Origin of the sequence: Pseudorhodobacter antarcticus, assembly GCF_900110135.1 — a bacterium.
GTDB classification, from domain to species: domain Bacteria; phylum Pseudomonadota; class Alphaproteobacteria; order Rhodobacterales; family Rhodobacteraceae; genus Pseudorhodobacter; species Pseudorhodobacter antarcticus.
In genome coordinates this window covers 100,276-127,159 of record NZ_FOCO01000005.1, presented here as the reverse complement: position 1 = coordinate 127,159, position 26,884 = coordinate 100,276, and the positions used below count along the sequence as shown (strand labels likewise).

The 26,884-nt window shown below is 59.0% G+C and carries 26 protein-coding genes; 16 read left to right on the top strand and 10 right to left on the bottom strand.

Annotated features, from left to right (window positions below; genetic code table 11):
* Positions 1-51: 51 nt before the first annotated feature.
* Positions 52-930 (bottom strand): lytic transglycosylase domain-containing protein, encoded by an 879-nt coding sequence (locus tag BMY36_RS03865; RefSeq protein WP_050520766.1) that lies wholly within the window; start codon positions 928-930, stop codon positions 52-54.
* A 373-nt stretch (positions 931-1,303) separates the two neighbouring features.
* Between BMY36_RS03865 and BMY36_RS03860 the strand changes: the two genes are divergently transcribed.
* From BMY36_RS03860 to BMY36_RS03795, 14 genes are all read left to right on the top strand, one after another.
* Positions 1,304-1,504 carry a Flp family type IVb pilin gene (locus BMY36_RS03860; protein WP_331458148.1) on the top strand — a complete coding sequence of 67 codons (201 nt, stop codon included), beginning with the start codon at positions 1,304-1,306 and terminating at the stop codon, positions 1,502-1,504.
* Positions 1,505-1,917: 413 nt separating this feature from the next.
* Complete coding sequence (locus BMY36_RS03855; protein ID WP_050520764.1) at positions 1,918-2,118, top strand: Flp family type IVb pilin; 201 nt, start codon at positions 1,918-1,920, stop codon at positions 2,116-2,118.
* A 230-nt stretch (positions 2,119-2,348) separates the two neighbouring features.
* On the top strand, positions 2,349-2,534 hold the full coding sequence (locus BMY36_RS03850) for a hypothetical protein (protein ID WP_050520735.1): 186 nt from the start codon (positions 2,349-2,351) through the stop codon (positions 2,532-2,534).
* A gap of 38 nt (positions 2,535-2,572) precedes the next feature.
* Positions 2,573-3,421: a Flp pilus assembly protein CpaB gene (gene cpaB / locus BMY36_RS03845; protein ID WP_050520763.1), complete on the top strand. Its 849-nt coding sequence runs from the start codon at positions 2,573-2,575 to the stop codon at positions 3,419-3,421.
* Positions 3,422-3,626: 205 nt separating this feature from the next.
* Complete coding sequence (locus BMY36_RS03840; protein ID WP_050520734.1) at positions 3,627-5,039, top strand: type II and III secretion system protein family protein; 1,413 nt, start codon at positions 3,627-3,629, stop codon at positions 5,037-5,039.
* Between the two features lie 3 nt (positions 5,040-5,042).
* On the top strand, positions 5,043-5,681 hold the full coding sequence (locus BMY36_RS03835; protein ID WP_050520733.1) for an OmpA family protein: 639 nt from the start codon (positions 5,043-5,045) through the stop codon (positions 5,679-5,681).
* Positions 5,682-5,985: 304 nt separating this feature from the next.
* Positions 5,986-7,293 (top strand): CpaE/TadZ family protein, encoded by a 1,308-nt coding sequence (locus tag BMY36_RS03830; protein ID WP_050520732.1) that lies wholly within the window; start codon positions 5,986-5,988, stop codon positions 7,291-7,293.
* Positions 7,294-7,322: 29 nt separating this feature from the next.
* On the top strand, positions 7,323-8,783 hold the full coding sequence (locus tag BMY36_RS03825; RefSeq protein ID WP_050520731.1) for a TadA family conjugal transfer-associated ATPase: 1,461 nt from the start codon (positions 7,323-7,325) through the stop codon (positions 8,781-8,783).
* A gap of 9 nt (positions 8,784-8,792) precedes the next feature.
* Positions 8,793-9,761 (top strand): type II secretion system F family protein, encoded by a 969-nt coding sequence (locus BMY36_RS03820; RefSeq protein WP_050520730.1) that lies wholly within the window; start codon positions 8,793-8,795, stop codon positions 9,759-9,761.
* A gap of 13 nt (positions 9,762-9,774) precedes the next feature.
* Positions 9,775-10,749: a type II secretion system F family protein gene (locus BMY36_RS03815; protein WP_050520729.1), complete on the top strand. Its 975-nt coding sequence runs from the start codon at positions 9,775-9,777 to the stop codon at positions 10,747-10,749.
* Between the two features lie 9 nt (positions 10,750-10,758).
* Entirely contained in the window at positions 10,759-11,340 is a 582-nt protein-coding gene (locus tag BMY36_RS03810; protein WP_050520728.1) for a tetratricopeptide repeat protein, read from the top strand.
* A 34-nt stretch (positions 11,341-11,374) separates the two neighbouring features.
* Positions 11,375-12,232, top strand: coding sequence for a tetratricopeptide repeat protein (locus BMY36_RS03805; RefSeq protein ID WP_050520727.1), 858 nt, complete (start codon positions 11,375-11,377; stop codon positions 12,230-12,232).
* Positions 12,232-12,720 (top strand): prepilin peptidase, encoded by a 489-nt coding sequence (locus BMY36_RS03800; RefSeq protein WP_050520726.1) that lies wholly within the window; start codon positions 12,232-12,234, stop codon positions 12,718-12,720. Before BMY36_RS03805 ends, BMY36_RS03800 begins: the two co-directional genes overlap by 1 nt.
* A gap of 66 nt (positions 12,721-12,786) precedes the next feature.
* The gene (locus tag BMY36_RS03795) at positions 12,787-14,103 is read left to right on the top strand and encodes a DUF8689 domain-containing protein (protein WP_050520725.1); all 1,317 of its coding nucleotides are present in this window, start codon (positions 12,787-12,789) and stop codon (positions 14,101-14,103) included.
* Between the two features lie 3 nt (positions 14,104-14,106).
* Here BMY36_RS03795 and BMY36_RS03790 read toward each other — a convergent pair whose 3' ends face one another.
* Both BMY36_RS03790 and mgtE read right to left on the bottom strand, forming a co-directional pair.
* Positions 14,107-14,652 (bottom strand): 5-formyltetrahydrofolate cyclo-ligase, encoded by a 546-nt coding sequence (locus BMY36_RS03790; RefSeq protein WP_050520724.1) that lies wholly within the window; start codon positions 14,650-14,652, stop codon positions 14,107-14,109.
* Positions 14,637-16,007, bottom strand: a complete 1,371-nt coding sequence (mgtE, locus tag BMY36_RS03785) for a magnesium transporter (protein ID WP_050520723.1) — start codon at positions 16,005-16,007, stop codon at positions 14,637-14,639. The genes BMY36_RS03790 and mgtE overlap by 16 nt, the downstream gene beginning before the upstream one ends.
* 144 nt (positions 16,008-16,151) lie before the next feature.
* Between mgtE and guaD the strand changes: the two genes are divergently transcribed.
* The gene (gene guaD / locus BMY36_RS03780) at positions 16,152-17,432 is read left to right on the top strand and encodes a guanine deaminase (protein ID WP_050520722.1); all 1,281 of its coding nucleotides are present in this window, start codon (positions 16,152-16,154) and stop codon (positions 17,430-17,432) included.
* Between the two features lie 125 nt (positions 17,433-17,557).
* Here guaD and BMY36_RS03775 read toward each other — a convergent pair whose 3' ends face one another.
* The 4 genes from BMY36_RS03775 to nrdR form a co-directional block, all read right to left on the bottom strand.
* Positions 17,558-17,878, bottom strand: coding sequence for a ribonuclease E inhibitor RraB (locus tag BMY36_RS03775; protein WP_050520721.1), 321 nt, complete (start codon positions 17,876-17,878; stop codon positions 17,558-17,560).
* Between the two features lie 58 nt (positions 17,879-17,936).
* Entirely contained in the window at positions 17,937-19,271 is a 1,335-nt protein-coding gene (locus BMY36_RS03770) for an 8-oxoguanine deaminase (protein WP_050520720.1), read from the bottom strand.
* A 97-nt stretch (positions 19,272-19,368) separates the two neighbouring features.
* Complete coding sequence (ribD, locus tag BMY36_RS03765) at positions 19,369-20,463, bottom strand: bifunctional diaminohydroxyphosphoribosylaminopyrimidine deaminase/5-amino-6-(5-phosphoribosylamino)uracil reductase RibD (RefSeq protein ID WP_074818412.1); 1,095 nt, start codon at positions 20,461-20,463, stop codon at positions 19,369-19,371.
* A complete protein-coding gene (gene nrdR, locus BMY36_RS03760) occupies positions 20,460-20,927 on the bottom strand; it encodes a transcriptional regulator NrdR (RefSeq protein ID WP_050520718.1) in 468 nt (155 codons plus the stop codon). The genes ribD and nrdR overlap by 4 nt, the downstream gene beginning before the upstream one ends.
* Before the next feature lie 638 nt (positions 20,928-21,565).
* Between nrdR and BMY36_RS03755 the strand changes: the two genes are divergently transcribed.
* Positions 21,566-22,147, top strand: coding sequence for a DedA family protein (locus BMY36_RS03755; RefSeq protein WP_050520717.1), 582 nt, complete (start codon positions 21,566-21,568; stop codon positions 22,145-22,147).
* Here the strand turns inward: BMY36_RS03755 and BMY36_RS03750 are convergent.
* The 3 genes from BMY36_RS03750 to dnaG form a co-directional block, all read right to left on the bottom strand.
* Positions 22,144-22,509 carry a type II toxin-antitoxin system death-on-curing family toxin gene (locus tag BMY36_RS03750; protein ID WP_175469244.1) on the bottom strand — a complete coding sequence of 122 codons (366 nt, stop codon included), beginning with the start codon at positions 22,507-22,509 and terminating at the stop codon, positions 22,144-22,146. The two genes, BMY36_RS03755 and BMY36_RS03750, sit on opposite strands and share 4 nt — an antisense overlap.
* 204 nt (positions 22,510-22,713) lie before the next feature.
* Positions 22,714-24,699, bottom strand: coding sequence for an RNA polymerase sigma factor RpoD (rpoD, locus tag BMY36_RS03745; RefSeq protein ID WP_050520715.1), 1,986 nt, complete (start codon positions 24,697-24,699; stop codon positions 22,714-22,716).
* Between the two features lie 177 nt (positions 24,700-24,876).
* Positions 24,877-26,844, bottom strand: a complete 1,968-nt coding sequence (gene dnaG, locus BMY36_RS03740) for a DNA primase (RefSeq protein ID WP_050520714.1) — start codon at positions 26,842-26,844, stop codon at positions 24,877-24,879.
* Positions 26,845-26,884: the final 40 nt, after the last annotated feature.

Below are 26,884 nucleotides of genomic sequence, written 5' to 3'. Positions count from 1 at the left end.
TTAAGGTCGGGGACGGGCGGCTCCCCCCAACTCACGGCGCAGGGGCGGCCCTCACCTCCCCGCCGCTATCACCTTAAACACACACGGGTCACTGATCAACTCCGGCGGGGTCAGACACAACCCTTGCGCCACTTGCCACGCCGCCAACACCTTGGGCACATAATCGCGCGTCTCGGCAAAGGGGGGCACGCCGTTATTGGCCCGCACCGCCCCTTCCCCCGCGTTATAGGCCGCAAGCACCATCAACGGGTCGCGGTCAAACTGCCCCATCAACCAATCCAAATACGCCACACCGCCCTTGATGTTCTGCACAGGGTCGGTGGAATCCGTCACCCCAAACCGCGCGGCTGTGGCTGGGATCAGCTGCATCAATCCCGTCGCCCCTGCCGAACTCACTGCATCAGGCCGCCCCGCGCTTTCAATCCCGATCACCGCCAAAACAAAGGCGGGCGACACGTTGGTGCCAATCGTGGCCTTCAAAATCTCGGTGCCGTATTTGCCCGCCACCTCTTGCAAATGCTGCATCCGGGGCGCGCGCACTGATGCTCCGGCAGGCCCTTGCGACAGGCTGGCCATCGCCAAGCCATAACGCCCATCCCGCGCGCCCTGCGCGGTTGAAACCTTATCCCAAAACCAACCATAGGCCGCACCCGGCGTCGCGGCGGCCACGACTGGCGACAAGGGCGCATCAGGGTCCGGGGCCACCGCCACCACCTCCACAGGCTTTGGGGCCACGGCCAACCGCTTTGCCTGCTCCACCGGATCAATTTGCACCGTAATACGCGGGCCAGCCTGCTTTTGCGGCACCACCACGCGTCGCGCCGAAAAATCGTCCTTGAACGGGGGCGTTTGCGCGCGCGCGCTATCAGGCACGGCCAAACCCAACAGGCCCAGCACCGCTGCCACAAAGAATCTTGCCTGTTTCGGCATTTTGTTAACTGCTCTTTTACGCTTCTTTTTTTCCAGCATCGCAGGAATCACCCCCTGCCGCCACTGTTTTGGCCCCTCAATTGTGGCCAAACCGCCCAAATTGGCGCGAATGTCACAGCGACGCGGCGGGCCCAAACCCAGCACCCCACCGAAACCCCTGTAAAATTAACCATTTTTCCCGCGCCAAAACTTTTTTTCAAAAAAAATTACAACGCCCAAAAATGCCACGTTCCGCCCGAAAGGCCGCCACATTTATCCTGTTAAAAAGGGGCATACCAAGTCGGGTATCGGGACGGAACAGAGGCCAGACCGAGACGATCCAGCGCGGTAGTGAACCTGAACGTAAACACAAACCTTAAGAAAGAGTTTTACCATGACCATGAAGAACACATTCGCAAACTTCTGCAACGACGAATCCGGCGCTGTGACTGTTGATTGGGTTGTGCTGACCGCCGCCATCGTGGGCTTGGGCGTTGTCATCATGAACCTCGTCGGCGGCGGCATGGAAGATCTGGGTGACCGCGTTGTAAGCGATTTGCAGACATCCGACTTCACATACGTCGGCCGTCCATAATCACGGCAAACGCACAACATAGCTGTTGTGACAAAATCAAAGGCCGCACCCGCAAAGGTGCGGCCTTTCGCCTGTGCAGTCTGGGCGCATATGCAGTCTGGCCACATCTACAGTTCGGGCGCATATGCAGCCCCAGTGCCAAACCAACCGGCCAGCCAACCGCCTGCCCCCCCAAAACCAACAAACCACCGCCCGTTAAACCCTTAACGACTGTTTCCAAACCGCTTCCACACTGTTTCCAGCCCACCCGATATATCGCGAATTCAACATATCCCTGCCCCAATCGCGCCACTTTTACCGATGTATAACAGGCCCTACCACGTCGGGTATCGGAACGGAACAGAGGCCAGACCGAGATGATCCAGCGCGGTTATGAACCTGAACGCAAATCTTCCTTGAAAGGGAATTATATCATGAACGTTAAGAACACATTCGCAAACTTCTGCAACGACGAATCCGGCGCTGTGACTGTTGATTGGGTCGTTTTGACCGCAGCAATCGTGGGCTTGGGCGTGGTAATCATGAACCTCGTCGGCGGCGGCATGGAAGATCTGGGTGACCGGGTTGTGACCGACCTGCAGACATCCGACTTCACCTATGTTGGCCGTCCGTAACCGCGGAACGCTGTTTTGTAAAAAGGCCGCATGCACCCCGCATGCGGCCTTTTTTCATAGCCCCCTAAAACATCTGCAGCCTCCATCGCTGTATTCCCAGCGCCCCGCGCATTGCCCCCATATCGCACCAAAAACACCGTAATTCGGACATAAAGCTGCGCAACAATAAGCCACCGCCCATCCTTTAGGATGCGCCCTGTAATACAAACAAAACGCAACAAGGATCCATAATGGGACACTGTCTTGAATTCCTAAAATCCGAAGACGGTGCTGTAACAATTGATTGGGTCGTGTTGACCGCTGCGGTTATTGGCATTGGATTTCTTATTCTGGTCCCCATTGCGTTTTCGTCAGACAGTGCCGCCACAGTGATCGCCGCCGATATCGCGGTGCAGCCAATTGGCTACAATCGTTAATAGCGAACGTGAAACTCTAACTTTGTAAGGTGATTGAAATGCGAATGGTATTTGGACTGGTTCTGATCGTCGGCCTGGCACTTGCCGGGGCCGCGGTTTGGATGGTGCAAGGCTATGTCAGCCATGCGCAGGTTGAAGTGGCCCGCGAAAAGGCGGCCCGGTTGAAACTGGGTGAATTGGTGGATGTGTTTGTCGTCAAAAAAGCGATGGCATATGGCGCGCCGATCACCAAAGACGATGTGGCGCTGGCGACCTTCCCCCTCAATTCTCTGCCGCCAGGCACGTTTGTGGATGCGGCCATCCTGTTTCCGGGTGACTATCTGGAACCCCGCTATGTGCTGCGCCAGCTGGAACAGAATGAACCGCTTTTGGGCGTCAAAGTCACCGAACCGGGGGCCGATATCAGCCTGACCGCCCGTTTGACCAAAGGCAAACGCGCCTTTGCGATCAAAGTGGATGTGGCGTCTGGCGTGTCTGGTTTCGTCAAACCGGGGGACAATGTCGATGTGTATTGGACCGGATCGACCAGCGGCATGAACAATGAATTCACCCAATTGATTGAAACCACGATCAAGGTTGTGGCGGTTGACCAAGCGGCCGACGGTGATCGCGCCAACGTCTCAGGCACCATCGCCCGCACCGTAACAGTAGAGGCGACACCCCAACAAGTCGCCCGTTTGGCCCAGGCCACCGCCACTGGCAAACTTGCCCTCAGTCTGGTCGGCACCAATGATGACACGATTGTGGAAAGCGTCGAAGTGGACAGCGCCACCCTGCTGGGCATCCAAGCTGCGGCCCCTGTCGCAGTCGAGGAAGTGCGCCAATGCAGCATTAAAACCCGTCGCGGCGCCGATGTTGTGGACATTCCAATCCCCTGCACCAACTGAAATCAGCACAGGCGGCCACTTCATCTAGTGGCCGTTTTTTTTCAAACCACGACAGGTTGCGGCAGATATTCCCTCTGTTGCAACTTATCCACATGAAGAACCCGCTCTAAGGTTTTGATTCTTGCAAAAAAAGCGGAAACCCGGCAAAGTATGTAAAATTACGGGCAAAAGACCTGTATCCGAGGCGCGATCGAAAGGCAGTGATATGAGAATGCGGACCCTTTTGGGGGCGACGGCACTTGGCCTTGCCCTGCTCCAGCCGGCCCAATTCGGGGCACAGGCCCAGACGTTGCGCGTGATGAGCGGCGCACCCTCTAGCGCTTTGCAAGTGCCCATGAACCGCGCGGTCGTGGTCGAAAGCGACATCGCCTTTGCGGAACTGTCCATCGCCAACCCGGGCATCGCCGACATCTCCACCCTGTCCGACAAATCCATCTATGTGCTGGGCAAGGCGCCCGGTCGCACTACGATGACCTTGCTTGGGGCCGATGGTCGCCTAATTTCCAACGTCGAGGTGCATGTCACCCCCGACATCGCCGAATTCAAAGAACGTCTGCGCCAAATCCTACCTGGCGAACAGATCGAGGTGCGCACCGCCAATGATGGCATCGTCATGTCGGGCACCGTGTCCAGCCTGACCAAACTCGACAGCGCGCTGGATCTTGCCAACCGCTATGCCCCCGAACGCGTCTCAAATTTGATGAGCGTGGGCGGAACCCAGCAGGTCATGCTGAAAGTCCGCTTTGCCGAGATGCAGCGATCTGTCTCCAAAAGTCTGTCTGCGTCGCTGGCCATCAATGGCACGTTGGGCAGTTCTGGCCGCCGCAGCATCGCGGGTGAAGGTGGCACATGGCTGGATGCCGACAATGGCATCGGCAACCCGGTCGAAGTGAAAGACGGCACCGAAGGCGCAATTGCGCTGGGCATCGGCGCAGGCAGCCTGCAATTTGCCGTGCTGCTGGAAGCGCTGGAAAGCAAAGGCATGATCCGCACGCTGGCGGAACCGAACCTGACCGCGCTGTCGGGCCAAGAGGCAAAGTTTCTGGCAGGCGGCGAATACCCCATTCCCGTGGCGACTGGCGACGGCCAAATTGGCATTGAATACAAACCCTTCGGCGTGGAAATGAACTTTACCCCCGTTGTGGTCGATGGTGACATGATCAACCTGACCATCAACGCCGCAGTGTCGTCCATCGACAACTCGGTCACCCTGCAAACCAACGGCATCACCGTGAACGCCTTCAAACGGCGCGAAACATCGACCACCGTGGAAATGCGCGATGGTGAAAGTTTTGCCATCGCTGGCCTGCTGCAAGATGACTTTCGCAACCTGAACGGTCAGGTGCCGTGGCTGGGCGACATTCCGGTGCTGGGGGCGTTGTTCCGCAGCTCTGAATACCAGCGTTCGCAATCCGAACTGGTGATCATTGTCACCCCGCATCTGGTCACCCCAACCCGAGGCGAGGCGCTTGCCCTGCCCACCGACCGCGTCAAAGTTCCAACCGAGCGTGAGTTTTTCCTGTTTGGCAATGTCACAGGTGGCAAGGCCCAAAAAGGCGCTGCTGGTGAAGTGGCCCGGCAAGATTTCAGTGGCTCTTACGGCTATGTGATGGAGTAAGCGATGCGCATATCCCCCTTAATACTTGGTGTTTCCTTGTTGGCCCTCGCGGCCTGCGGCAGCGACTTTGACCGCGAGCTTGGTGCAGATGCCAACGGCTTTGGCAACGCCACGATGAACAACACGCTGATCCAGTCGGGTCAGAAAGACTACACCATCGCCCTTGGCAACCGCTTTTCATCCGAGGTGCCATCGACCATCACCTTCGCGTTCAACTCCTCGCAACTCGACAGCAATGCGGTTGCGATATTGCGCCAGCAGGCCGATTGGATCAAAACCTTCCCCGAGGTGCGGTTCCGCGTCTATGGCCACACCGATTTGGTCGGCTCCAACGCCAGCAACCAAGCGCTTGGTCTGCGCCGCGCCAAGGCCGTGGTCGCTTATTTCGCCAGCCAAGGCATCAGCCGCAGCAGGCTAGAGGCGATGACATCTTACGGTGAAACCCGCCCCGTGGTGCAAACCGACCAGCCCGAACAGCAAAACCGCCGCACCATGACCGAGGTGTCTGGCTTTGTGAAAAACCACCCTTCGGTGCTGAACGGCAAATACGCCCAAGTCATCCACCGCGAATACTTGGTGCTGGCCGAACGTAAGCATCCGCGCACGACAAACGTCACAACGCAAGTCGCCGCTGGCGGCTGATCCGACCCGCATCGCAAAAAAAGGGGCCGATTGTTTCGGCCCTTTTTCTTTTATGCGCAGGCTTTGCACCAATACCAGGCAAAACCCCTGCAAATTAGGTTCCATTTTGGCGACAACGGACGAAAAAACCAAAGAATAACAGTTTTTTAGCCCCAATCTCGCCACCATTGTCCACCATCTTCGCTTCAATAGGACCAGTTGCGCGGCGATCTGTCGTGCAGGGGGGGTCGGTTTCGCATCGAATGTCTTGCCAAAATGGCAAGGGCGGCGCGCAACTCCCCCGCTTTTGAAGGGCAAAGTAAAGATGGCAAGCGTTGTTAACCTCCAACCCAATCCCGCGCCTATCGTGGCGTGCACCATTTCGCGTGATGTGCAGAATTTCGATCTGCTGATCGATGATATGGAACATGAGTTGGGCGAAAACTGGGGGGATTTGTCCTTTGCCGATGCGCCCTTGTTTCTGGACCAACCCGAATCGGCCACGCTGGAATTTGTCGCCATCGCTGTGGATGGTCAGGACACCCAGGATATGGCCCAGATCACCGATCTGATCAAATTGGCAAAATCCAAGAATATCAAAGTGGTGCTGATCGCGCATGAGGTAAGCCCCGTGGCGCTGCACCAATTGTTGCGCCTTGGCGCGAACGATTTTGTGCCCTACCCCCTGCCCGATGGTGCGCTGCACGAAGCGATTGCGCGGATGCGCGCGGTCCCTGCCCCCGCCAAAGAAACCGTGGCCGCAGGCCCTGCCGCAGCCCCGCCGCACCCCACAAAAACGGACCAAACCGACCAACCACCCGTCCGCGCCCCCAGCTTCAAGGCCAAAGGCGACCGCGAGGCGGTTGTGCTGCCCGTGCATGGCATGTCGGGCGGCGTTGGCGCGTCCACATTCGCCTGCAATCTGGCATGGGAACTGGCCACCATCAGCAAAACCGACGCCCCGCGCGTCTGTCTGATTGATCTCGATTTCCAATTCGGGGCCATTTCCACCAACCTCGATCTGCCGCGCCGCGATGTGGTGTTTGAAATCTTGCAAGACACCGCCAGTGCCGACAGCGAATCCTTCGTCAAATCCATGCTGACCTTTAACGACAAACTGCATGTGTTCACCGCGCCACCCGATATGCTGCCATTGGATATCGTGCAGGGCGAAGATATCGACCGCTTAATCGACATGGCGCAGGCCAATTTCGACTTTGTGGTGATCGACATGCCATCCACCATCGTCAGCTGGACGGAAACGGTGCTGAACCGCGCCCATGTCTATTTCGCGCTGATGGAACTTGATCTGCGGTCGGCCCAAAACGTGCTGCGCCTTGTGCGCGCCCTAAAGGCCGAGGCGCTGCCACTGGAAAAAATGCGCTATGTGCTGAACCGCGCGCCAAAATTCACTGATCTCTCGGCCAAAAGCCGGGTCAAACGGATGGCCGAAAGCTTGGATATCACCATCGAAATTCAACTGCCCGATGGCGGTCCCCAAGTGACCCAGGCCAATGACCACGGTCTGCCTTTGTCAGAATCGGCGGCCAAAAACCCGATGCGCAAGGAAATCCAGAAACTTGCCAAGTCACTTTATGACCTGAACAAATCTACCGAAGCCGCAAAGGGCTAAGGCATACGACTTTAAGGGGCAAAACCGCCATGTTTTCGCGTTACAAAAAAGCCAACGATGCCACCCCCGTCCGCGCCCCCAGCGCCGCGGTAACGACCCAGCAACCCGCTTTGCAGCGTGCCGAGGCCCCTGAAAAGCGGCCCTTGGCCCAAATGCGCACCACCCCGCAGGCCGCCGCGCGCACCCCTGCCGAAACCTTGATCAGCGACAAGGAACAAAAGCGCAAAGACCGCTTGATGGAGCTGAAGGCAGAGCTGCACAAAAAGCTGCTGGAAAACCTGAACCTTGCCGCACTCGAAAACGCATCCGAGGCAAACCTGCGCGCCGAAATCGCTTCTATCGTTTCGGAAACGCTGGATGAGATGTCTGTCGCCTTGAACAAGGACGACCGCATCACCCTGAACCAAGAACTTTATGACGAGGTGATGGGCCTTGGCCCGCTAGAAACCTTGCTAAAGGATGAAACAGTCAACGATATTTTGGTGAACGGCCCCAAGCGTATCTTTATTGAACGCAACGGCAAGCTGACGCTGACCGACATCACCTTCAAGGATGAACGCCACCTGCTGCGCATCATCGACAAAATCGTGTCTGCCGTGGGCCGGCGCGTCGACGAATCCAACCCCTATTGCGATGCGCGGCTTGCCGACGGCTCTCGCTTCAACTGCATGGTGCCGCCCGTGGCGGTTGATGGCAGCTTGGTGTCCATTCGTAAGTTCAAAAAGGATAAGCTGGGCATCCCTGATCTGGTCAATTTCGGTGCTTTTACCGAAGAAATGGCCGCCTATCTGCAAGCCGCCGTATCCACCCGCCTCAATATCATCGTGTCGGGCGGTACGGGTTCGGGCAAAACCACCACGCTTAACGCGCTGTCATCGTTCATCGACAACACTGAACGCGTGCTGACGATCGAAGATACCGCCGAACTTCAGCTGCAACAAATCCACGTGGGCCGCATGGAAAGCCGCCCCCCGAACGTAGAGGGCAAAGGCGCTGTGACCCAGCGCGACTGTTTGCGCAACGCCCTGCGGATGCGCCCCGATCGGATCATCGTGGGCGAAACCCGTGGCGAAGAAGTTATCGACATGTTGCAGGCCATGAACACGGGCCACGATGGGTCGATGACCACCATCCACGCCAACTCCGCGCGCGATGCGGTGTCGCGTTTGGAAAACATGATCGCCATGGCCGGGATTGAAATGCCGCTCAAGGCCGTACGTTCGCAAATCTCCTCGGCCGTTAACTTGGTCGTGCAGGCCAGCCGCTTGCAGGACGGCTCGCGCCGCATGACCTCCATCACCGAAATCACGGGCATGGAAGGCGAAGTGATCTCGATGCAAGAACTGTTCCGCTACGAACGCCTCGGCCTTGCCCCCGATGGCAAGATCATTGGCCGCTTTAACGCCACCGGCGTGCGCTCGCATTACTCCGAACGCTTCCGCCAGTGGGGGTATGATTTGCCCGCCTCCATCTACGAACCCATCGCCTAAGGACATCCCATGGAACTCAGCGCAGCGCCCCTAATCTATGTCATGATCTTTGTGGCGGTTCTGGTCATCGTCGAAGGGCTTTACCTCACCGTTTTTGGCAAATCCATCAGCCTGAACAACCGCGTCAGCCGCCGCTTGGCACTGCTGGAAAAATCCGGCAGCCGCGAAAAGGTGTTGGAACAACTGCGCAAGGAAATGAGCCAGCACCTCAAGGCGCGCGGCATCCCTTTGTATTCCGTGCTGGCCACCAAGGCGCAAAAGGCCAACATCGCCTTTTCACCCCCACAATTGTTGATGATTATGGCGGGGCTTTCCGTGTTTTCCTTCATCGGCCTAACCTATGGAACTGAGGCCGCACCCGCCGTCCGCATATTGATCGCGGTCGGGATGGGGGTTGGCGGCGTATTTGTCTGGGTTTCGAACAAGGCCAAAAAGCGCATGGACCTGCTGGACGAACAGCTGCCCGACGCGGTGGAACTGATGGTCCGCAGCCTGCGTGTGGGCCACCCGTTTTCCAGCGCAATCAACATCGTTGCAAAAGAAGTGGCGGACCCGTTGGGCACCGAATTTGGCCTCATCGCGGATGAAGCGGCTTACGGTCGCGAAATCTCGGAGGCGCTAAAGGAATTTGCCGAACGCATGGACAACCAGGATTTGCGCTTTTTGGCGGTCGCCGTGACCATCCAACAAACCTCAGGCGGTAACCTGGCGGAAATTCTGCACGGGCTGTCACAGGTTATCCGCGCCCGCTTCAAACTCTTTCGCCGCGTCCGCACCATCACCGCCGAGGCGAAATGGTCCGGCATGTTCCTGTCCGCCTTTCCCCTTGTCGCCATGGTCGTGATCCAAATCATCAAACCCGACTATTATGATGAAGTCAAAGACACCCCCGTTTTTATCCCCACAGCGCTCATCGTCGGCGTGTTGCTCCTGATCAATGTGATTTTCATGAAAATCATGGTCAATATCAAAGTATAAAGGGCCAGATCAAATGTTCGCTTCTCTCTACCAAATGCTTGTCGACGCCCTCGGGCCCATGGGTCCTTTGTATGTTGTGGGCGGGCTTGGCATCGTGCTGATCGCGCTTGCCATGCCCACCATGATGAAAAAGAAAATTGAACCTTTTGACAGGATCAAAAGCCAACGCACCGCAACGGCCGGCCCAAAACAGCAAGGCCTGCGAATGGGGACCAACAACGCGGCAGGCGACAAGCTGCAAAAATTCTCCACCTTCCTTGAACCCCAAAACGCCGAAGAAATGTCGGCCTCGCGCCTAAAACTGCACCGTGCAGGCTACCGCGCGAAAAACGCGGTGCAGCTGTTTCACTTTTCCCAGCTTATTCTTGGCGTCGGGTTTATGATCTTGGGCGTCCTTTACACCCTCTACCTGCAAAATCAGGGCGAGGTGACGACCCAGAAAATGATCATGTTCACCTTGGGGCCGGGCGCATTGGGCTATTACATCCCGCAATACTGGGTCCAAAGCCGCGTGCAACAGCGCCAAGAGGAAATTATCTCCGGCTTTCCCGATGCGCTGGACATGATGCTGGTCTGCGTGGAGGCGGGGCAATCGCTGGATCAAACCATCATGCGCGTGGCCAAGGAAAGCCGCGCGGGCTATCCCGCTTTGGCCGATGAATTTGATACCGTCGCCAACGAAGTGAAAGCGGGCAAAGAACGCGTCATGGTGCTAAAAGATATGGCCGAACGTGTGGGCGTGGCCGATGTGGCATCCTTCGTGACCACCTTGGTGCAATCTGCCACGTTCGGTACGTCGATTGCCGAAGCATTGCGTGTCTATTCTGCCGAAATGCGCGACAAACGCATCATGCGCGCCGAAGAAAAGGCAAATAAGTTGCCGACCAAGCTGACGCTGGGCACAATGTTGTTCACAGTGCCACCGTTGATGATCATCTTGATTGGACCATCACTGCACAGCATCGCGAAAACCTTGGGCGGGGGCTAATATCACCTTATGACGCGGCGACGTTCTGTTTTGATCTTGGGCCTTATTCTGGGCCTCCCCTTTTTGGCCGCTTGTCAATCGACAGGCGGCCTTTCTGCCAGTGATCGCGCCCGCAACGCCGCCCCCGGCACCGATACGGGTGCGTTGGGCGTCGATGGGCTTTTGGTCGGGCACCGCTTGATGGAGGCGGGCGAATTTGACCTTGCTTTGCGCGCCTATCTGCGCGGCGCCTCCGAACAGGGCCTTAACGCCGATGTGCTGTCAGCCCTTGGCTCCGCCAACCTGCGCTTAGGCCGCTTGGGGCAGGCCGAAACCCTGCTGCGCCAAGCGATCAAGGCCGATCCCACCTCCGTCCCCGCCCATAACAATCTTGGCGTGGTCCTGATGGAACGCGGCAATTCAGGCGAGGCGCGCGCCGTGTTTCAACAAGCTTTTGCGCTGGATAGTGGCAGTTCAGACTCAATCCAGCAAAATCTTCGCTTGGCTATCGCCCGCAGCAATTCCGCTGTGTATGATGATCAGGAACAAAGTCACGATTTTACCTTGGTGCGGCGTGATCGGGGCCAATACGTCCTGCTCTCGCAGCTTTAAGGCAAAAAGGTTCGAGCAGCAAAAAGGACGCAAAATGCGCCACCCGATCTTTCTCGCGCTGTGCCTGTCCGGCACGGTTGCCCTATCTGCCTGCCAAAAAAACTCGGATACCGAGGTCAGCAGGGCGATGAAAAACGTCAACGTGATTGACGAATCCAACCTCAACGACATCATGTTGACGGTGGGCGACCCGGACGAATCCGTGGCCTATTTCCGCAGAACCGCCGCCGAAAATCCCGAACGCGCCGATTTGAAACGCGGCCTTGCAAAATCCTTGGTCCGCGCCAAAAAACCGGACGAGGCGGCAACCGTTTGGGCGCAGGTGATGAAAGATCCCAGCGCCACCCCCGGCGATCACGTCGAATACGCCGATGCACTGATCCGTGCCAACGAATGGAAAAGCGCCGAAGCCGAGCTGAACAAAATCCCCCCCACCTATGAGACGTTTGAGCGGTACAAGCTGGAGGCGATGGTCGCCGACAGCAACAAAAGCTGGAAAAAGGCCGACAGTTTTTATGAAATCGCAGCGGGCCTCACCACAACCCCCGCCAGCATTTACAACAACTGGGGCTTTTCCAAACTGACGCGCGGCGATGCCAAAGGCGCGGAAAAGCTGTTTTTTGACGCCCTCACCTATGACCCAAATATGTTTACCGCCAAAAACAACCTTGTTCTGGCGCGCGGTGCGCAACGGCAATACGACATGCCCGTGATCAAAATGACCCAAGTGGAACGTGCGCAATTGTTGCACACAATGGCCCTGACCGCGATCAAACAACGCGACGTGAACACGGGCAAAGGCTTGCTGCAAGAAGCGATCGACACCCACCCGCAGCATTTTGATGCCGCAGTCCGCTCTCTCGCGGCCCTTGATGCGAATGTGACCAACTGATGCTGTTCTCGTCCAATATCTTGTGGTTTTTGCCTTTCACCCTGCCCATCGCCATTTGGGTGGCATGGTCGGATATGAAGTTCATGAAAATCCCGAACAAGGCCGTCATCGCCCTCGCCGCCGTCTATCTCATCATGGGTCTGGCCGTTTTCCCATTGGAAACATGGGCTTGGGGCTGGGCGATTGGCGCAATTGTGCTGCTGATCGGGTTTATCACCGCCACCTTGCGGATGCTGGGCGCGGGCGATGCCAAATTCGCTGCCGCCATGGCCCCGTTTTTCGTCACCGCCGATCTGCGCGTGGTGCTGGCGCTGTTTGCCGCCTCACTCGTCGCGGCCTTTGCCAGCCACCGTTTGATGCGCGCCGTGCCCGCCGTGCGCCGTGCCACCCCCGATTGGACCAGCTGGACCCACGCCAAATTCCCCATGGGCCTCGCTCTTGCAGGCACGCTCGTGTTTTATCCGCTTTTGGTCCACGCCCTACGCTGATCTCTTCACCAAATCGCAACGCCGTGCAGGCACAGTTGCCGCGACCCAACCCAACAGGTGCCCTTGATGAACGTGCAAACCACCACCCCCAACGTCCTGCCCCCCCCCGCGCCAAAATCCTTGGCCGAGGTGGGCATCTCGATGGTCATGATGCGCGACATTTTGCTGAAAACCATGTTCCGCACCAACCTCGACATCACCTCCAGCGTCGCCCGCGCCATCTGCCTGCCCGTGATCTTGACCCAAGAACTCATCGACCTTGCACGCGGCCAAAAGCTGCTAGAGGCGACGGGCACCATGCACGCCACCTCCAGCAATGAAATGGGCTATCAGTTAACCGAAGCCGGGAAATCCCGCGCGCTTGATGCCCTTGCACAGTCCGAATATTACGGCGCCATGCCCATCCCGCTGGATGATTACCGCGTGCAGGTCAAACGCCAATCCGTGCGCGATATCCGTTTGACCCGCGAACAGCTTATCGGGGCGATGGGCCACCTTATCCTGCCGCCCGATCTGTTGGGCAACCTTGGCCCCGCCATCACCTCGGGCCGATCCATCTTGATGTACGGACCACCGGGCAATGGAAAATCCAGTATTTCCAACGGTATCCGCGATGCGATGGGCGATAAAATCTATGTTCCCCGCGCGCTGGAATACGCAGGTCAGGTCATCACCGTCTACGATCCCATCGTCCATTCAGCGGCCGAGGAGGCGACAGACGACCCCAATTCCCTGCGCCGCACCTCCAACCGGTTTGACAACCGCTATGTCTATTGCGAACGCCCCACCGTGATCACTGGCGGCGAACTTAGCCTTGATATGCTCGACCTTACCTACAACCCGGTCGCGCGCACCTATCAGGCCCCGTTGCAGCTTAAATCCACCGGCGGCATTTTCATCGTCGACGACCTTGGCCGACAGGCCGAACCGCCGCAAAAACTGGTCAACCGCTGGATTGTGCCCTTGGAGGAGGCAAAGGATATCCTCGCCCTGCAGTCTGGCGAAAAATTCACCGTGCCCTTTGACACGCTCGTGATCTTCTCCACCAACTTCCACCCGAATGAGATTTTTGACGGCGCGGCCCTGCGCCGTATCTTTTTCAAAATCAAAATCGACGGCCCCGATCAGGAGAATTTCCTAAAAATTTTTGCAATGGTCGCACGGGCGAAAAAAATGCCGCTGGATGAACGCGCTTTAGTGCATCTGATGAAGGTGAAATTCCCTACCATCCAAAACACCTATGCCAATTACATGCCCAAATTCCTGATCGAACAGATCATCGCGGTCTGCGATTTCGAAAACACGCCCTATCACATGACGCCCGACCTGATCGACCGCGCATGGGGCAACATGTTCGTGAAGCAGGAATCGATTGCGCATTAACGCTTAAAACGTCCTCAGCCCGCGCTCTGTCACAATCACGTCCAGCCGCTGGTCCGTGGCGTCAATCGGCACGTCCGCCATCTCTTGGCCTGCAAACGCAAATCCAACCGCCACCACCGGGCCGCGCGCGCGCAACCCCTCCAGCGTGCGGTCGTAAAACCCGCCGCCATAGCCAAGGCGGTATCCCCGCACGTCAAACGCGACCAAGGGCACAATCACCACCTGCGGCACCACCCACGCGCCACCTTCGGGCACCAGCGCGCCAAATTCCCCCGCCACCATCGCGCAGCCCGGCGACCATTCGCGAAACCGCAATGCGTGGCCTGCCCCCACAATCACCGGAACCCCCACCACACCCGGATGCGCCGCCATCGCCGCCAACGGGTCAATTTCCGTGCGCATCGGCATATAGCCAGCTAAAACGGCATCGCCAAACTGCGCCAGATAATCTGCCAAAATCTCGGCGGCCTGCCCCTGCCCCGCTGCAAACGCCGCCTTGCGCGCCACAAACCCTGCCGCCCGCGCCGCAGCCTTCACAGCAATGCCCATGATGCCAGCCCCAAAAAGGCAAAAAATCCAACCACATCCGTCACCGTGGTCACAAACGGCCCCGATGCCAGCGCCGGGTCCACCCCAAACCGCTGCAACCCCATTGGGATCAAAATCCCCCCCGCCGCTGCCGCGATGTGGGTCAGCACCATCGCCACCCCAATCACCACCGCCAACATGGGGATGCCAAACCACCAGCCCGCAATCAACGCCATCAATAAGCCAAAAATGCACCCGTTGATCGCCCCCACCGCCGCCTCACGCCAAATCACCCGCAGCGCGTTTTGCGATGTCAAATCCCGCGTGGCCAGCGCGCGCACCGCCACCGTCATCGTCTGCGTGCCCGCATTGCCCCCCATCGACGCCACAATCGGCATCAACACGGCCAGCGCCACCATCTGGTTGATCGTCTCGGCAAAGGCCGAAATCACCAAGGACGCCAAAATCGCCGTCAACAAGTTCACAAACAACCACACCGCCCGGCCCTTTGCCGCCTCAATCACCGTGTCCGACAGGCTTGCCTCGTCATCTACGCCCGCCATCCGCAGCATGTCCTCCTCATGCTCCTCGTCCAGCACATTCATCGCGTCATCAATAGTGATCACGCCCACCAAACGATCATGGGCATCAACCACAGCGCAGGAAATCAAGTGATAATGGTTAAAGATATAGGCAACATCCGCCTCCGGCTCATGCGCCTCAATCGTGCGAAAACTATCCTCCACAATGTCGTGCAACAACACGTCCCGGCGCGATGACAACACCCGCCCCAAGGTGACATAGCCGCGCGGTTTCATGCGCGGGTCCACCAAAATCACATGGTAAAACTGGTCGGGCAATGTCTCCACAGATCGCATGTAATCAATGGCTTGGCCCACATTCCAGTCTTCGGGGGCCACCACGACCTCGCGCTGCATCAAACGCCCCGCCGAATATTCGGGATAGGCCAGCGCTTGCTCCACCGCGACCCGGTCGGCCTTGTCCAGCGCCCCCAGCAGGCGGTCTTGGTCCGCCGCCTCCATATCTTCCAAAATGTCGACCACATCATCGGTGTCCAGCGTGCGCACCGCCTCGGCCAACACATCCGGCGACAGGCTCTCGATCACCTCCTCGCGAATCCCCTCCTCCAATTCGGACAGGATGTCGCCATCAATCCCCTCGGGCCAAAGCCGCAGCAATTCGCGCCGCACCGTGGGGCTGATTTGTTCCAAAAGGTCAGCAATATCAGCAGCGTGCAGCGGGTCCAGCAAGCTGTCCAACCGCTGCGCATCTTGCGCATCCACCGCGTCCTGAATGGCCTCCACCCGGCGGGCATCCAGCACATCCTCAATAATGTCTGCCATGTCCTCGGCCATATGCCCCCCCAAAAACGATTACCCCGACCTTAGGATAAACAGCTTCAAAGAAACAGAGGCGACTGGGAAATTTACGCGGCCCCACAAAGCGGTTAAGTTGCGCGAAACGCGCGCAACGGCAGGCGAAACCATCAGGGGGAAACCATGGCAGAATTGATTTTGGGGCAGGTCCTCAGCTATCACGGCGACCCGTTTGTGCTGGGCCCGGACGCGGTACAAATCAACACATCGGGCGGCGTGGTGATGCTGGGCGGTGAAATCGTCGCCACCGGAAACGCCGACACCTTGCGTGCGCAATACCCCCAAGCCACCGTGACCGATTACGGCCGCGCCCTTATTTCCCCCGGTTTTGTCGATGCCCATGTGCATTACCCGCAAACCGCGATCATCGCCTCTTGGGGCAAACGCCTCATCGACTGGCTCAACACCTATACTTTCCCCGAGGAAATTCGCTTTGCCGATCCCGCCTATGCTGCGGAAATCGCGAACCGCTATTTCGATCTGACGCTGTCGCACGGCACCACCACCGTCTGCTCTTACGCCACCATCCACCCCGAAAGCGTCGATGCGTTCTTCACCGCTGCCCAAACCCGTGGCCTGCGCGCTTATGCGGGGAAAACCTGCATGGACCGCAACGCGCCTGCGGGCCTACAAGACACTGCCAAATCAGCCTATGATGACAGTAAGCGCCTTTTGCAAAAATGGCACGGCCAGGACCGCCTGTCCTACGTCATCACCCCGCGTTTTTCCCCCACCTCCACCCCCGATCAACTCGCCGCCTTGGGTGCCCTGTGGTCCGAAAACCAATCCTGCCTGATGCAAACCCACCTCTCCGAACAATTGGATGAGATCGCATGGGTCAAAACCCTCTACCCCACCGCCCGCGACTACCTCGACACTTACGAATCCCACGGCCTCCTGGGCATGGGCGGCCTTTACGGCCACGCCATTCACCTTGAACCCCGCGAAATCGACCGCCTCACCGAAATGGGCGCCTCCCTCATCCACTGCCCCACCTCCAACAGCTTCATCGGCTCCGGCCTGTTTGATATGCAAGGCACAATCGCACGCGGGTTGCGCGTGGGCCTTGCCACCGACACGGGCGGCGGCTCGTCCTTTTCCATGCTGCGCACCATGGCCGCCGCTTATGAAGTGGGCCAACTGCGCGGCGTCTCGCTGCACCCCGCGCAACTGTGGTGGCTGGCAACCATGGGTTCCGCCCGCGCGCTGCACGCCAACACCAAAATCGGCAACATCGCCAAAGGGATGGAGGCGGATCTGGTCGTGATCGACCTCGGCTCCACCCCCGGCATCGAACAGGCCACGCGCCGCGCGCAAACCATCTGGCAGTCGGTGTTCCCCACTATCATGATGGGCGACGACCGCGCCATAAAAGCCGTCTACATCGCCGGAACCCGCGCCTAACCCCACACTTTACCTGTTTTGAAATATCCCGGGGGCGGCCCCGTCTTTTGCACTGTAAAAGTCGGGGCCGAGGGGGGCAGCGCCCCCTCCCTTACGTCTACCAGCCGGCAGCGCGCCTTAAAATCTTACTCCACCAACTCCCACCCATCCGGGTCAAAGCCAAATTTCAACGCCACTTCGGTCGCCTTACGCTCCACTCCCCAAATCGCCGCGGCCGAGATTTCCATCTCCCCCGTCCGCGCCTCCACCGTCTCGCCCTCAACGTCAATATGCGTCACAAACCCCGCCGCCGTCAGTGCCGCTGCCGCCGCCTCAAACGGCGCATCCACCTCCTCGGCCAAGAACAAAAAGTTCACAACCGCCTGCTTTGGCAAGCTGTCAATCTTGCTAATTTCCGCAAAGGTTTCAATGGTTTCAGCCTCTTGGGCCTTGTAATCATGGGTCATCGCACGCTCCTAAATTGTTCCTATCCTTCCTGCCCAAACGCCCCCGCGCCCGCAACCCCTATTCCATCAACCGCGCCGCCAACACATTCTGCCGCGCCACAACCGCCGCCAAATCCACCGTCACCAGCTTGCCGTGGCGCACCACCACGCGCCCCTCCACAATCAAATCGCGCACCCGCATCGGGCCTGCCAGCAAAAACGCCACCCGGTCCCACGACCCCGCCGCCTCCACCCCGGACACATCCCAAATCGCAATATCCGCTCGTTTGCCCACCTCCAAACTGCCGCAATCATGCCGCCCCAACACCCGCGCCCCGCCCAGCGTTGCAATCTCCAGCGCCTCACGCGCGCTCATCGCATCCGCCCCGCGCGACACGCGCTGCAACAACATCGCTTGCCGCGCCTCGGCCACCAAATTCCCCGCATCATTGCTGGCGGACCCATCCACCCCAAGGCCAACTTTCACCCCAGCATCCCGCATCGCGCGCACCGGCGCAATCCCGGACCCAAGCCTACAATTCGAACACGGGCAATGCGCCACCCCCGTCCCCGTGCGCGCAAACAAATCAATCTCGGCGCTGTCCAATTTCACGCAATGCGCGTGCCACACATCCTCCCCCGCCCAGCCCAACCCTTCGGCATATTCCCCCGGCCTGCATCCAAATTTCGCCAAGGAATACGCCACATCCTCGTCATTTTCCGCCAAATGCGTGTGCAGCATCACGCCCTTGTCGCGCGCCAAAATCGCCGCATCCCGCATCAATTCGCGCGATACTGAAAACGGCGAACACGGCGCAATCCCCACCCGCAGCATCGACCCCGCCCGCGCATCGTGGAACCGGTCCACCACGCGAATACAATCTTCCAGTATCGCCGCCTCACGCTCCACCAGCGCATCGGGCGGCAGGCCACCATCGCTTTCGCCAATGCTCATCGCGCCCCGCGTGGGGTGAAACCGCAAGCCCACCTCGCCCGCCGCCGCAATCGTGTCATCCAACCGCGCGCCATTGGGGTACATGTACAAATGGTCCGACGTCATCGAACACCCCGTCAGCGCCAACTCCGCCAACCCCACTTGCGCCGAAACAAAGATCTCCTCCGGCCCAAACCGCGCCCAAATCGGGTACAGCGTTTTCAGCCAGCCAAACAGCAGCGCATCCTGCCCCCCCGGCACCGCCCGCGTCAGGGTTTGGTACAAATGATGATGCGTGTTCACCAACCCCGGCGTCACCACGCAGCCGCGCGCGTCAATCACCTCGCCAGCGCTCACCAACCCCGCGCCAATTTCAACAATCACGCCACCGCGCAGGCGCATGTCCGCCCCCGCCAGCTCGCGCCGCGCGCCGTCCATCGTCACCAAATGGTCCGCATTTCCAATCAGGATTTCAGACATACTATCCCCTTTGCACCACCCCCTTCGGTGGATCGGGAACACAGTAACGCGACAGAAGGGGGGATAAAGGACTCGCGCCAGCCTTCAAATTAGCGCATCAATCCGCGCGCGCAAAGCGCCAATGCGTCATCACATCCGCCCCCACTCGGGCGTTTGATACCAACGCCAATCGCGGCGCATCCGCCAATGCAACCAGCCCCAACGGCCCCAACGCCGCCACACCGTCCGCGCCAATCATCGCTCCGGCTGTAAACATCACCACATCATCGACCAGCCCCGCGCGCAGCAATGCCGCAGCCAATCCTGCCCCGCCTTCGCACAACACCCGCGTCACACCCGCCGCCGCTAATGCCGCCAGCCCCGCGCGCAAATCCAATCCTGCGTCCAGCCGAGGCACCTCAAACAACCGCGCCCCCGTGGCCTGCCACGCCGCCGCCTGCGCGCCCGGCCCATGCAACACCCAAACCGGGCTATCCCGCGCCGTCCGCCCCAACCGACTGTCCGGCGCATGGCGCAACGCCCCATCCACCAACACCCGCAACGGTTGATGACCCGCGCCCAAATCGCGCACCGTCAAATCCGGGTCATCCGCCAGCGCGGTCCCGGACCCCACCATCACCGCGTCATGCGTCATGCGCAGCGCATGCACCGCACGCCGCGCGTCCGCGCCCGTAATCCAACGGCTTTCCCCTGTGCCCGTGGCAATCCGCCCGTCCAACGTGGTCGCCAGCTTTAACGTCACCATCGGCAACCCGTGCAAAACCCGCTTCAAAAACCCCGCGTTCATAACCCGCGCGTCCTCGGCGCACAGCCCCGCCTCAACCCGCACACCCGCCTTAACCAGCATCGCGTGCCCGCGCCCCGAAACACGCGGATCCGGATCGCCCAACGCATAAAAAACCTGTGAAACACCCGCTTCAATCAATGCACCCGCACAGGGCGGCGTCTGCCCAAAATGCGCGCAAGGCTCCAACGTGACATAGGCCGCAGCACCCCGCGCCAATGTCCCCGCTTGATCCAGCGCCATACGCTCCGCATGGGGCCGCCCGCCGGGCTGCGTCCAACCGCGCCCCACAATGCGCCCGCCTTGCACCAACACACAGCCCACCGCCGGGTTGGGCCAAACACGCCCAAGGCCACGCGCTGCAAGCTGCAACGCGTGGCGCATATGGGCGCTATGGTGTTCGGTCATTCTTCGGTGGGGCCAACCGGCCGCAGTTCCGATACGAACTTGTCGAAATCATCCGCCGCTTGGAAGTTCTTGTAAACACTGGCAAATCGCACATACGCCACCGTGTCAATCCGCGCCAAACTTTCCATGACAATCTCACCGATCACCTTGGAATTGATGTCCGTCTCGCCCAGACTTTCCAACCGCCGCACGATGCCGCTGATCATCTGGTCAATCCGTTCCGGATCAATTGGGCGCTTTTGCATCGCCATCCGGATCGATCGTTCCAACTTGGAACGGTCAAAATCCTCGCGCTTGCCGTTGGTTTTGATCACAACCAAATCGCGCAACTGCACCCGTTCATAGGTGGTGAACCGCCCCCCACACGCCGGGCAAAACCGCCGACGCCGAATGGAAACATGGTCCTCAGCCGGGCGGCTGTCTTTCACTTGCGTGTCAATATTCCCGCAGAATGGGCAGCGCATAGGCTGGTCCCCCCTCGTTTCTTGATTCTACTGCCTCATATGCGGGGGTTGGCCCCCCTGCTTATCTCTAGAACTATAGGGGCGCGCACAGGTCTTGGGTAGCGGATTATCGCGCATCCCAGATATAGCGCAAAACTGTGGCCTGACGGACTCAATCAGGCTGTGATCGCGCACGCCCCGACGCAGCTTGAACATGCAAAACAATCGCGCCTAAGGTAACCATAAGGTTTTGCAGCAAAATCTCCCGGCAAAATGCTGAAGGGGTGCCTGACCCCTAATGGTTGACCCAAAACACAACAATGGGTCGGGGCGCACATCGCCATCGCGGTGGAAGGGGGGAAGGGGCCACCGGGCAAAACCCAAGGGGGCCGGTCAGGTGCGGCCCCAACCATCTTGGCTTGCGCGCTCCTATCGCCCGCTTTGCATATCTGGCGACCCCGCCAGACCCTGCGCAACCGCCGCCACGACACCGCAAACGGATACCAGACCGTGCCGCATGGCGTAGGGTGGGGGCAACCCAACCCCCTCTCCTGCCCCCCCTCCAGCCCAACCGTATATACTTTTGCCACCGCCACAAAATTCACCTTGCAGCGGCCCCCCAAACGCATATCTGACAAGGGCGCAACCAAAGGCCCCACATGTTCGACCCCACAGACCTCATTGCAAATTTTGGCCTCCTCGCCGTGTTCGGCACCGCCGCTATTGAAGGCGACGCCGCCGTCGTCACCGCAGGCGTGCTGGTGCAGCGCGGGCTGTTACCGCTGTGGCCCGTGATCTTTGCCGGCGCATTCGGCGGCTGGTGTTCGGACCAACTCATCTATCACCTCGCGCGCCGCTACCGCGACCACCCCCGCACGGTACGCGCAGTCGTGGCCGCGCGAAAATGGCGGTTTTTCAACATGTTCGTGGCCTATCCCATGGCCCTCGCCCTCGCCATCCGCTTCATGCCCGGCGTGCGCACCGCAGGCCCGGTGGCGCTGGCCACCGCCACCGCCATCACGCCGCTGCGCTACGGCATCCTCACCGCCATCGCCGGATTGATCTGGGCCACCATCCTTGTGTTCGTCGGCAAACAAGCCGGACACCTGATCGGGCGCTTGTTCACAAACATCAACGTCCCCGAATGGGTCGAAATCGCCATTCCCGTGGCGATCGTTGTGGTGCTGACAGGATTTGCCCTGCGGCGGTGGCGACGGCGGGCGGCAGGGCGAGAGGATTAGTCAGCGTGAACGCGCAAGCCTGGCTTTGAACCAAGGCACCAAATCTTCATATTCAGCGCCCCCTCTGCCACGCCAACGATGATATCATCCAATCGCTCATCCGCAAAAAGCACCAAGGAATAGCCGCTACGACGCACGAACAAGTCTGTGGCCAAAAGCGCGGTGCGCTTGTTCCCATCTACAAATGCGTGGTTCTGCACAATTGCTTCCATCAACGCAGCAGCTTTGCGTTCAATAGCGCGGTGATAACCAGAATAAGGCCGCTCAATCGCTGATTTTAGGTAATCGAGGTTCACCACCCCATCCCGCCCGCCATAGGTCAACGCTTCATTATGCGCGACAATCACGTCGGCAAGCGTCAACCGATAGTGGCCCACCGATCCACAAGCCGCTTCAGCGCATCACTGTGCGTTCGTGAGGATTCTTTGACCACGCGCAAAGTTATCGCTGATCCGGTGGCCGTTTCTCGTGACCCAGATGCCTTAGGGTCCCGCGTGGTTTTCGACGCCACAGACGCTGCCGGCACCGATGTCACTTCACCCGACTGCTTGCTTCCCATACCGGCCTCACTGATCCAAGAAACTCCGCAGCTTCCTGCTTCTACTCGGATGCTTCAGCTTGCGCAGCGCCTTCGCTTCAATCTGGCGAATACGCTCGCGTGTCACCGAAAACTGCTGGCCCACTTCTTCCAACGTGTGATCGGTGTTCATGCCAATGCCAAAGCGCATCCGCAAAACCCGTTCCTCGCGTGGCGTCAGGCTGGCCAGCACCCGCGTCGTGGTTTCCTTCAGGTTCTCCTGAATGGCGCTATCCAACGGCAAAACCGCGTTTTTATCCTCGATGAAGTCGCCAAGCTGGCTGTCCTCTTCATCGCCAATCGGGGTTTCCAGCGAAATCGGCTCCTTGGCGATTTTCATCACCTTGCGGACCTTTTCCAACGGCATTTGCAGCTTTTCGGCCAATTCCTCGGGCGTCGGTTCGCGGCCAATTTCGTGCAACATCTGGCGGCCCGTGCGCACCAGCTTGTTGATCGTCTCAATCATATGCACCGGAATCCGGATGGTGCGCGCTTGGTCGGCAATCGACCGCGTGATCGCTTGACGGATCCACCATGTTGCATAAGTGCTAAACTTATACCCGCGGCGGTACTCAAACTTATCGACCGCTTTCATCAGGCCAATGTTGCCTTCCTGAATCAAATCAAGAAATTGCAGGCCCCGATTCGTGTATTTCTTCGCGATTGAGATTACCAGACGCAGGTTCGCTTCGACCATTTCTTTCTTGGCCTGCCGGGCTTCTTTTTCGCCCTTTTGCACTTGGTTCACTATCCGGCGGAATTCGGAAATATCAACCCCGACATAGGATCCGACCTGCGCCATCTCCTCGCGCAACTCCTCCACCTTCTCGCGGGATTTCTCCATCAAGGCCTGCCAGCCGCGCCCATCCTTGGCGGCCATGCGGTCGCACCACGTTGGGTCCAGCTCGTAACCTTGGTATTCGTCGATAAATTCACGGCGGTTGATGCGGGCTTGGTCGGCCAGCTTCACCATGCCCGAATTGATCGCCATAATCCGGCGGTTGATGCCATAAAGCTGGTCAATCAGCGCTTCAATCCGGTTGTTGTGCAGGTGCAACTCATTGACCAGCAACACAATTTGCGACCGCAGCTTTTGGTATGCGTCTTCCTCATTGGTGGAAAATAAATCCTTGCGGTTCATCGTCGCCGACATCCGCAGGTTTTGCATTTCTGCCAGCGCCTCATAATCATGCGCGATGACTTCAAGCGTTTCCAGCACGCGCGGCTTCAACGCGGCCTCCATCGCCGCCAGCGACATGTTGGACGCTTCATCATCCTCATCGTCGTCGTCATCATTGCTCGACAGCGGGTTACCGTCGGCGTCCAACTCTGGCCCGGTGTCGCGCTTGGTGGACGCCTCGCCGTTTAACCCGCCAACCAAATCCTCGTCGCCCTCGCCTTCACCGTCCATACCCCGGCCAAAGGTCGTTTCAAGGTCGATCACATCGCGCAGCAAAATGTCCTCAGACAGCAATTCGTCGCGCCAAATCGTGATCGCCTGAAAGGTCAACGGGCTTTCACACAGCCCCAAAATCATCGTGTTGCGGCCCGCTTCAATCCGCTTGGCAATCGCAATTTCGCCCTCGCGCGACAGCAATTCAACAGACCCCATTTCGCGCAAATACATGCGCACCGGGTCATCCGTGCGGTCCAGCGCCTCGGCACTTGCCCCTGCCAGCGTCACATCGCGTGCGCCCGTGCTCTGCGCCACCAGCTCGCCCGCCGACGCGCTGTCCTCCATTTCTTCTTCTTCGGTGACTTGGATCCCCATTTCCGACAGCATGGACATCACGTCCTCAATCTGGTCGGACGACACTTGCTCGGGCGGCAAAACCGCGTTCAGCTGGTCATAGGTGATATAGCCACGCTCGCGCGCATCCGAGATCATCTTTTTGATGGCAGCTTGGCTCATATCCAACGAGCCATCGGTGTCGTTGTCGTCTGGCTTGCTGTCGTCGTTGTCTTTGGCTGCCATGGATGCTCCTTTGGCCGAATGTCTGGTTTGCCTAAAACCGAATCACTCGATCGAATAACGAATCATTAGCGCGAATCACGAGCGGGGATAAGGCTTTCACCCAATTTTCCCAGCTTTTCCCCCGTGTATCAGCTTTTTTGTGAAAGATAAAAGGCCCCCCGGCCCCATATCCATCCGTCAGGGTTTGGACCGCCCGCCCCGGCCAAAATCAATGCGGTCCCAAAGGCTGCGGGCCACGCTCAACTCATCCTTGTCCATCTCCACCCCATTTTCTGCCACAAACCCTTCACCCTTCACCGCTTCCGGCCCTTTGGCGGCCAAAAACCGCGCTTCATTGGCCTGCGCCAACCGCCATGTCAGCCCCTCATCGACCAACCCCGCCAAATCCTCCTCCGCCTCGCGCACTTCGCGCCGCCCGCCGCGCGCGGACCGCAGCTTGCGCAGCATATCGCCCGCGCAAATTTCAGCAAATTCGGGATCATCAACTTTCAAAATTGGTGGTGCTGTCATGACATGGTTCTGGTTAAGCACAGATTCAACCACCGCACGGTGCCCCGCGCGCAGTTTTTCCCCCGCCTCGCCCTGCAACAGCGCCAATCGCACCCCATCTTCAAACGGATCGGTAAATTCCAACCGCTCCAGCACCGCCTCAAACCGCAAAACAAGGCTGGGATGGGTGATAAACACCGCCAAAATCAACTGCTCCAGCACCCGCTCATCGCCCGCCCCCACCACCAGCGCGCTGGATTTCGTGGTGGCCACAGGCGGCAGTTCGGGCTGCCACGCCGACTTGGCCCCCGGCACCCAGGGTTTGCGCGGCCCCACAACACGCGGGCCACTGCCGAATTGCCCACCGCGTCCCTGCCCAAACAAATCCCAGCGCAGGCGCTTAATTTCCTCGCCGTAATGCCCGCGAATCGACGCATCCTTGATGCGCATCAACGCCGTGCGCAGCGTTTTATCCAACGCCGCCTTGCGCTCGGGGCTGTCAAAACTGCGGCCTTCCGTCTCACGCTGCCACAGCAAATTGACCATGGGCTGCGCGTTGTCCAACACCGCCTGCATCGCGCCCGCCCCTTGCGCTTTGATCAAATCATCGGGGTCCAGCCCCTTTGGCAGCACGGCAAAACGTAACCCCTGCCCCGCCTCCAACAAAGGCAGCGCCAAATCAATCACCCGCAACGCCGCGCGCAACCCCGCTGCATCCCCGTCCAACGCGATAATCGGCTCAGGGCTCACCCGCCACATCAGGCGCAATTGCTCCTCGGTCACCGCCGTGCCAAGCGGGGCCACCGTGGCACGAAATCCCGCCTCGCACAGCGCAATCACATCCATATACCCTTCGGCCACGACAAGCGGTGCGCCCTTGCCCGCCGCCTCGCGCGCCGGGGCCAAATTGTACAAATTGCGGCCCTTATCAAACAGCTCCGTCTCGGGGCCGTTCAGGTATTTCGCCCGCGCCGCGGGGTCCAAACTGCGCCCGCCCAAACTAATGGCGCGGCCCCGCCCATCCCGAATGGGAAAGGTAATGCGTGCGCGAAACCGATCATAAGGCGTCTCATTATGATCGGACACCGCGCACACACCGCTGGCCAAAATCAAATCCGGCGCAAACCCTTTGGCCTGCATCGCGCCAAACACGGCTTGCTTGCCTTCGGGCGACCAGCCAATCCCCCAACGCTCCTGCGCTTCTGCGTTCAGGCCGCGCCGGTCCAGATAGTCGCGCGCCACTTGACCGGCGGTGGTTTTCAACTGAAGGCGGCAAAACTTAATCGCCTCCTCCATCACCTCGGCCAACTGGCTGCGGCGATCGGCCTTTTGGGCGGCTTGGGGATCACGCGCTGGCATCGGCATCCCCGCTTCGCGCGCCAACAACTCCACCGCTTCCATGAACCCAAGGTTTTCGGATTCCATGATGAACCCCAGCGCATCGCCTTTGGCCTGACAACCAAAACAGTAATAAAACCCTTTGCGATCATCGACATGAAAGCTGGCGGATTTTTCCTGATGAAACGGGCACGGCGCCCACATATCGCCTTTGCCTTGGTTTGATTTGCGCATGTCCCACGTCACCTTGCGCCCAACAACTTGGGACAAGGACACGCGGGTGCGCAGTTCATCTATGAAACCGGGTGGAAGACTCATAGTGCTAATATCGGGCGCTACGGCGCGATAGGCAAGTGCG

Coding starts and splice junctions, on each gene's coding strand:
- BMY36_RS03865 (WP_050520766.1), bottom strand. CDS start 930: ATGCCGAAACAGGCAAGATTCTTTGTGGCAGCGGTGCTGGGCCTGTTG.
- BMY36_RS03860 (WP_331458148.1), top strand. CDS start 1,304: ATGACCATGAAGAACACATTCGCAAACTTCTGCAACGACGAATCCGGC.
- BMY36_RS03855 (WP_050520764.1), top strand. CDS start 1,918: ATGAACGTTAAGAACACATTCGCAAACTTCTGCAACGACGAATCCGGC.
- BMY36_RS03850 (WP_050520735.1), top strand. CDS start 2,349: ATGGGACACTGTCTTGAATTCCTAAAATCCGAAGACGGTGCTGTAACA.
- cpaB (WP_050520763.1), top strand. CDS start 2,573: ATGCGAATGGTATTTGGACTGGTTCTGATCGTCGGCCTGGCACTTGCC.
- BMY36_RS03840 (WP_050520734.1), top strand. CDS start 3,627: ATGAGAATGCGGACCCTTTTGGGGGCGACGGCACTTGGCCTTGCCCTG.
- BMY36_RS03835 (WP_050520733.1), top strand. CDS start 5,043: ATGCGCATATCCCCCTTAATACTTGGTGTTTCCTTGTTGGCCCTCGCG.
- BMY36_RS03830 (WP_050520732.1), top strand. CDS start 5,986: ATGGCAAGCGTTGTTAACCTCCAACCCAATCCCGCGCCTATCGTGGCG.
- BMY36_RS03825 (WP_050520731.1), top strand. CDS start 7,323: ATGTTTTCGCGTTACAAAAAAGCCAACGATGCCACCCCCGTCCGCGCC.
- BMY36_RS03820 (WP_050520730.1), top strand. CDS start 8,793: ATGGAACTCAGCGCAGCGCCCCTAATCTATGTCATGATCTTTGTGGCG.
- BMY36_RS03815 (WP_050520729.1), top strand. CDS start 9,775: ATGTTCGCTTCTCTCTACCAAATGCTTGTCGACGCCCTCGGGCCCATG.
- BMY36_RS03810 (WP_050520728.1), top strand. CDS start 10,759: ATGACGCGGCGACGTTCTGTTTTGATCTTGGGCCTTATTCTGGGCCTC.
- BMY36_RS03805 (WP_050520727.1), top strand. CDS start 11,375: ATGCGCCACCCGATCTTTCTCGCGCTGTGCCTGTCCGGCACGGTTGCC.
- BMY36_RS03800 (WP_050520726.1), top strand. CDS start 12,232: ATGCTGTTCTCGTCCAATATCTTGTGGTTTTTGCCTTTCACCCTGCCC.
- BMY36_RS03795 (WP_050520725.1), top strand. CDS start 12,787: ATGAACGTGCAAACCACCACCCCCAACGTCCTGCCCCCCCCCGCGCCA.
- BMY36_RS03790 (WP_050520724.1), bottom strand. CDS start 14,652: ATGGGCATTGCTGTGAAGGCTGCGGCGCGGGCGGCAGGGTTTGTGGCG.
- mgtE (WP_050520723.1), bottom strand. CDS start 16,007: ATGGCCGAGGACATGGCAGACATTATTGAGGATGTGCTGGATGCCCGC.
- guaD (WP_050520722.1), top strand. CDS start 16,152: ATGGCAGAATTGATTTTGGGGCAGGTCCTCAGCTATCACGGCGACCCG.
- BMY36_RS03775 (WP_050520721.1), bottom strand. CDS start 17,878: ATGACCCATGATTACAAGGCCCAAGAGGCTGAAACCATTGAAACCTTT.
- BMY36_RS03770 (WP_050520720.1), bottom strand. CDS start 19,271: ATGTCTGAAATCCTGATTGGAAATGCGGACCATTTGGTGACGATGGAC.
- ribD (WP_074818412.1), bottom strand. CDS start 20,463: ATGACCGAACACCATAGCGCCCATATGCGCCACGCGTTGCAGCTTGCA.
- nrdR (WP_050520718.1), bottom strand. CDS start 20,927: ATGCGCTGCCCATTCTGCGGGAATATTGACACGCAAGTGAAAGACAGC.
- BMY36_RS03755 (WP_050520717.1), top strand. CDS start 21,566: ATGTTCGACCCCACAGACCTCATTGCAAATTTTGGCCTCCTCGCCGTG.
- rpoD (WP_050520715.1), bottom strand. CDS start 24,699: ATGGCAGCCAAAGACAACGACGACAGCAAGCCAGACGACAACGACACC.
- dnaG (WP_050520714.1), bottom strand. CDS start 26,844: ATGAGTCTTCCACCCGGTTTCATAGATGAACTGCGCACCCGCGTGTCC.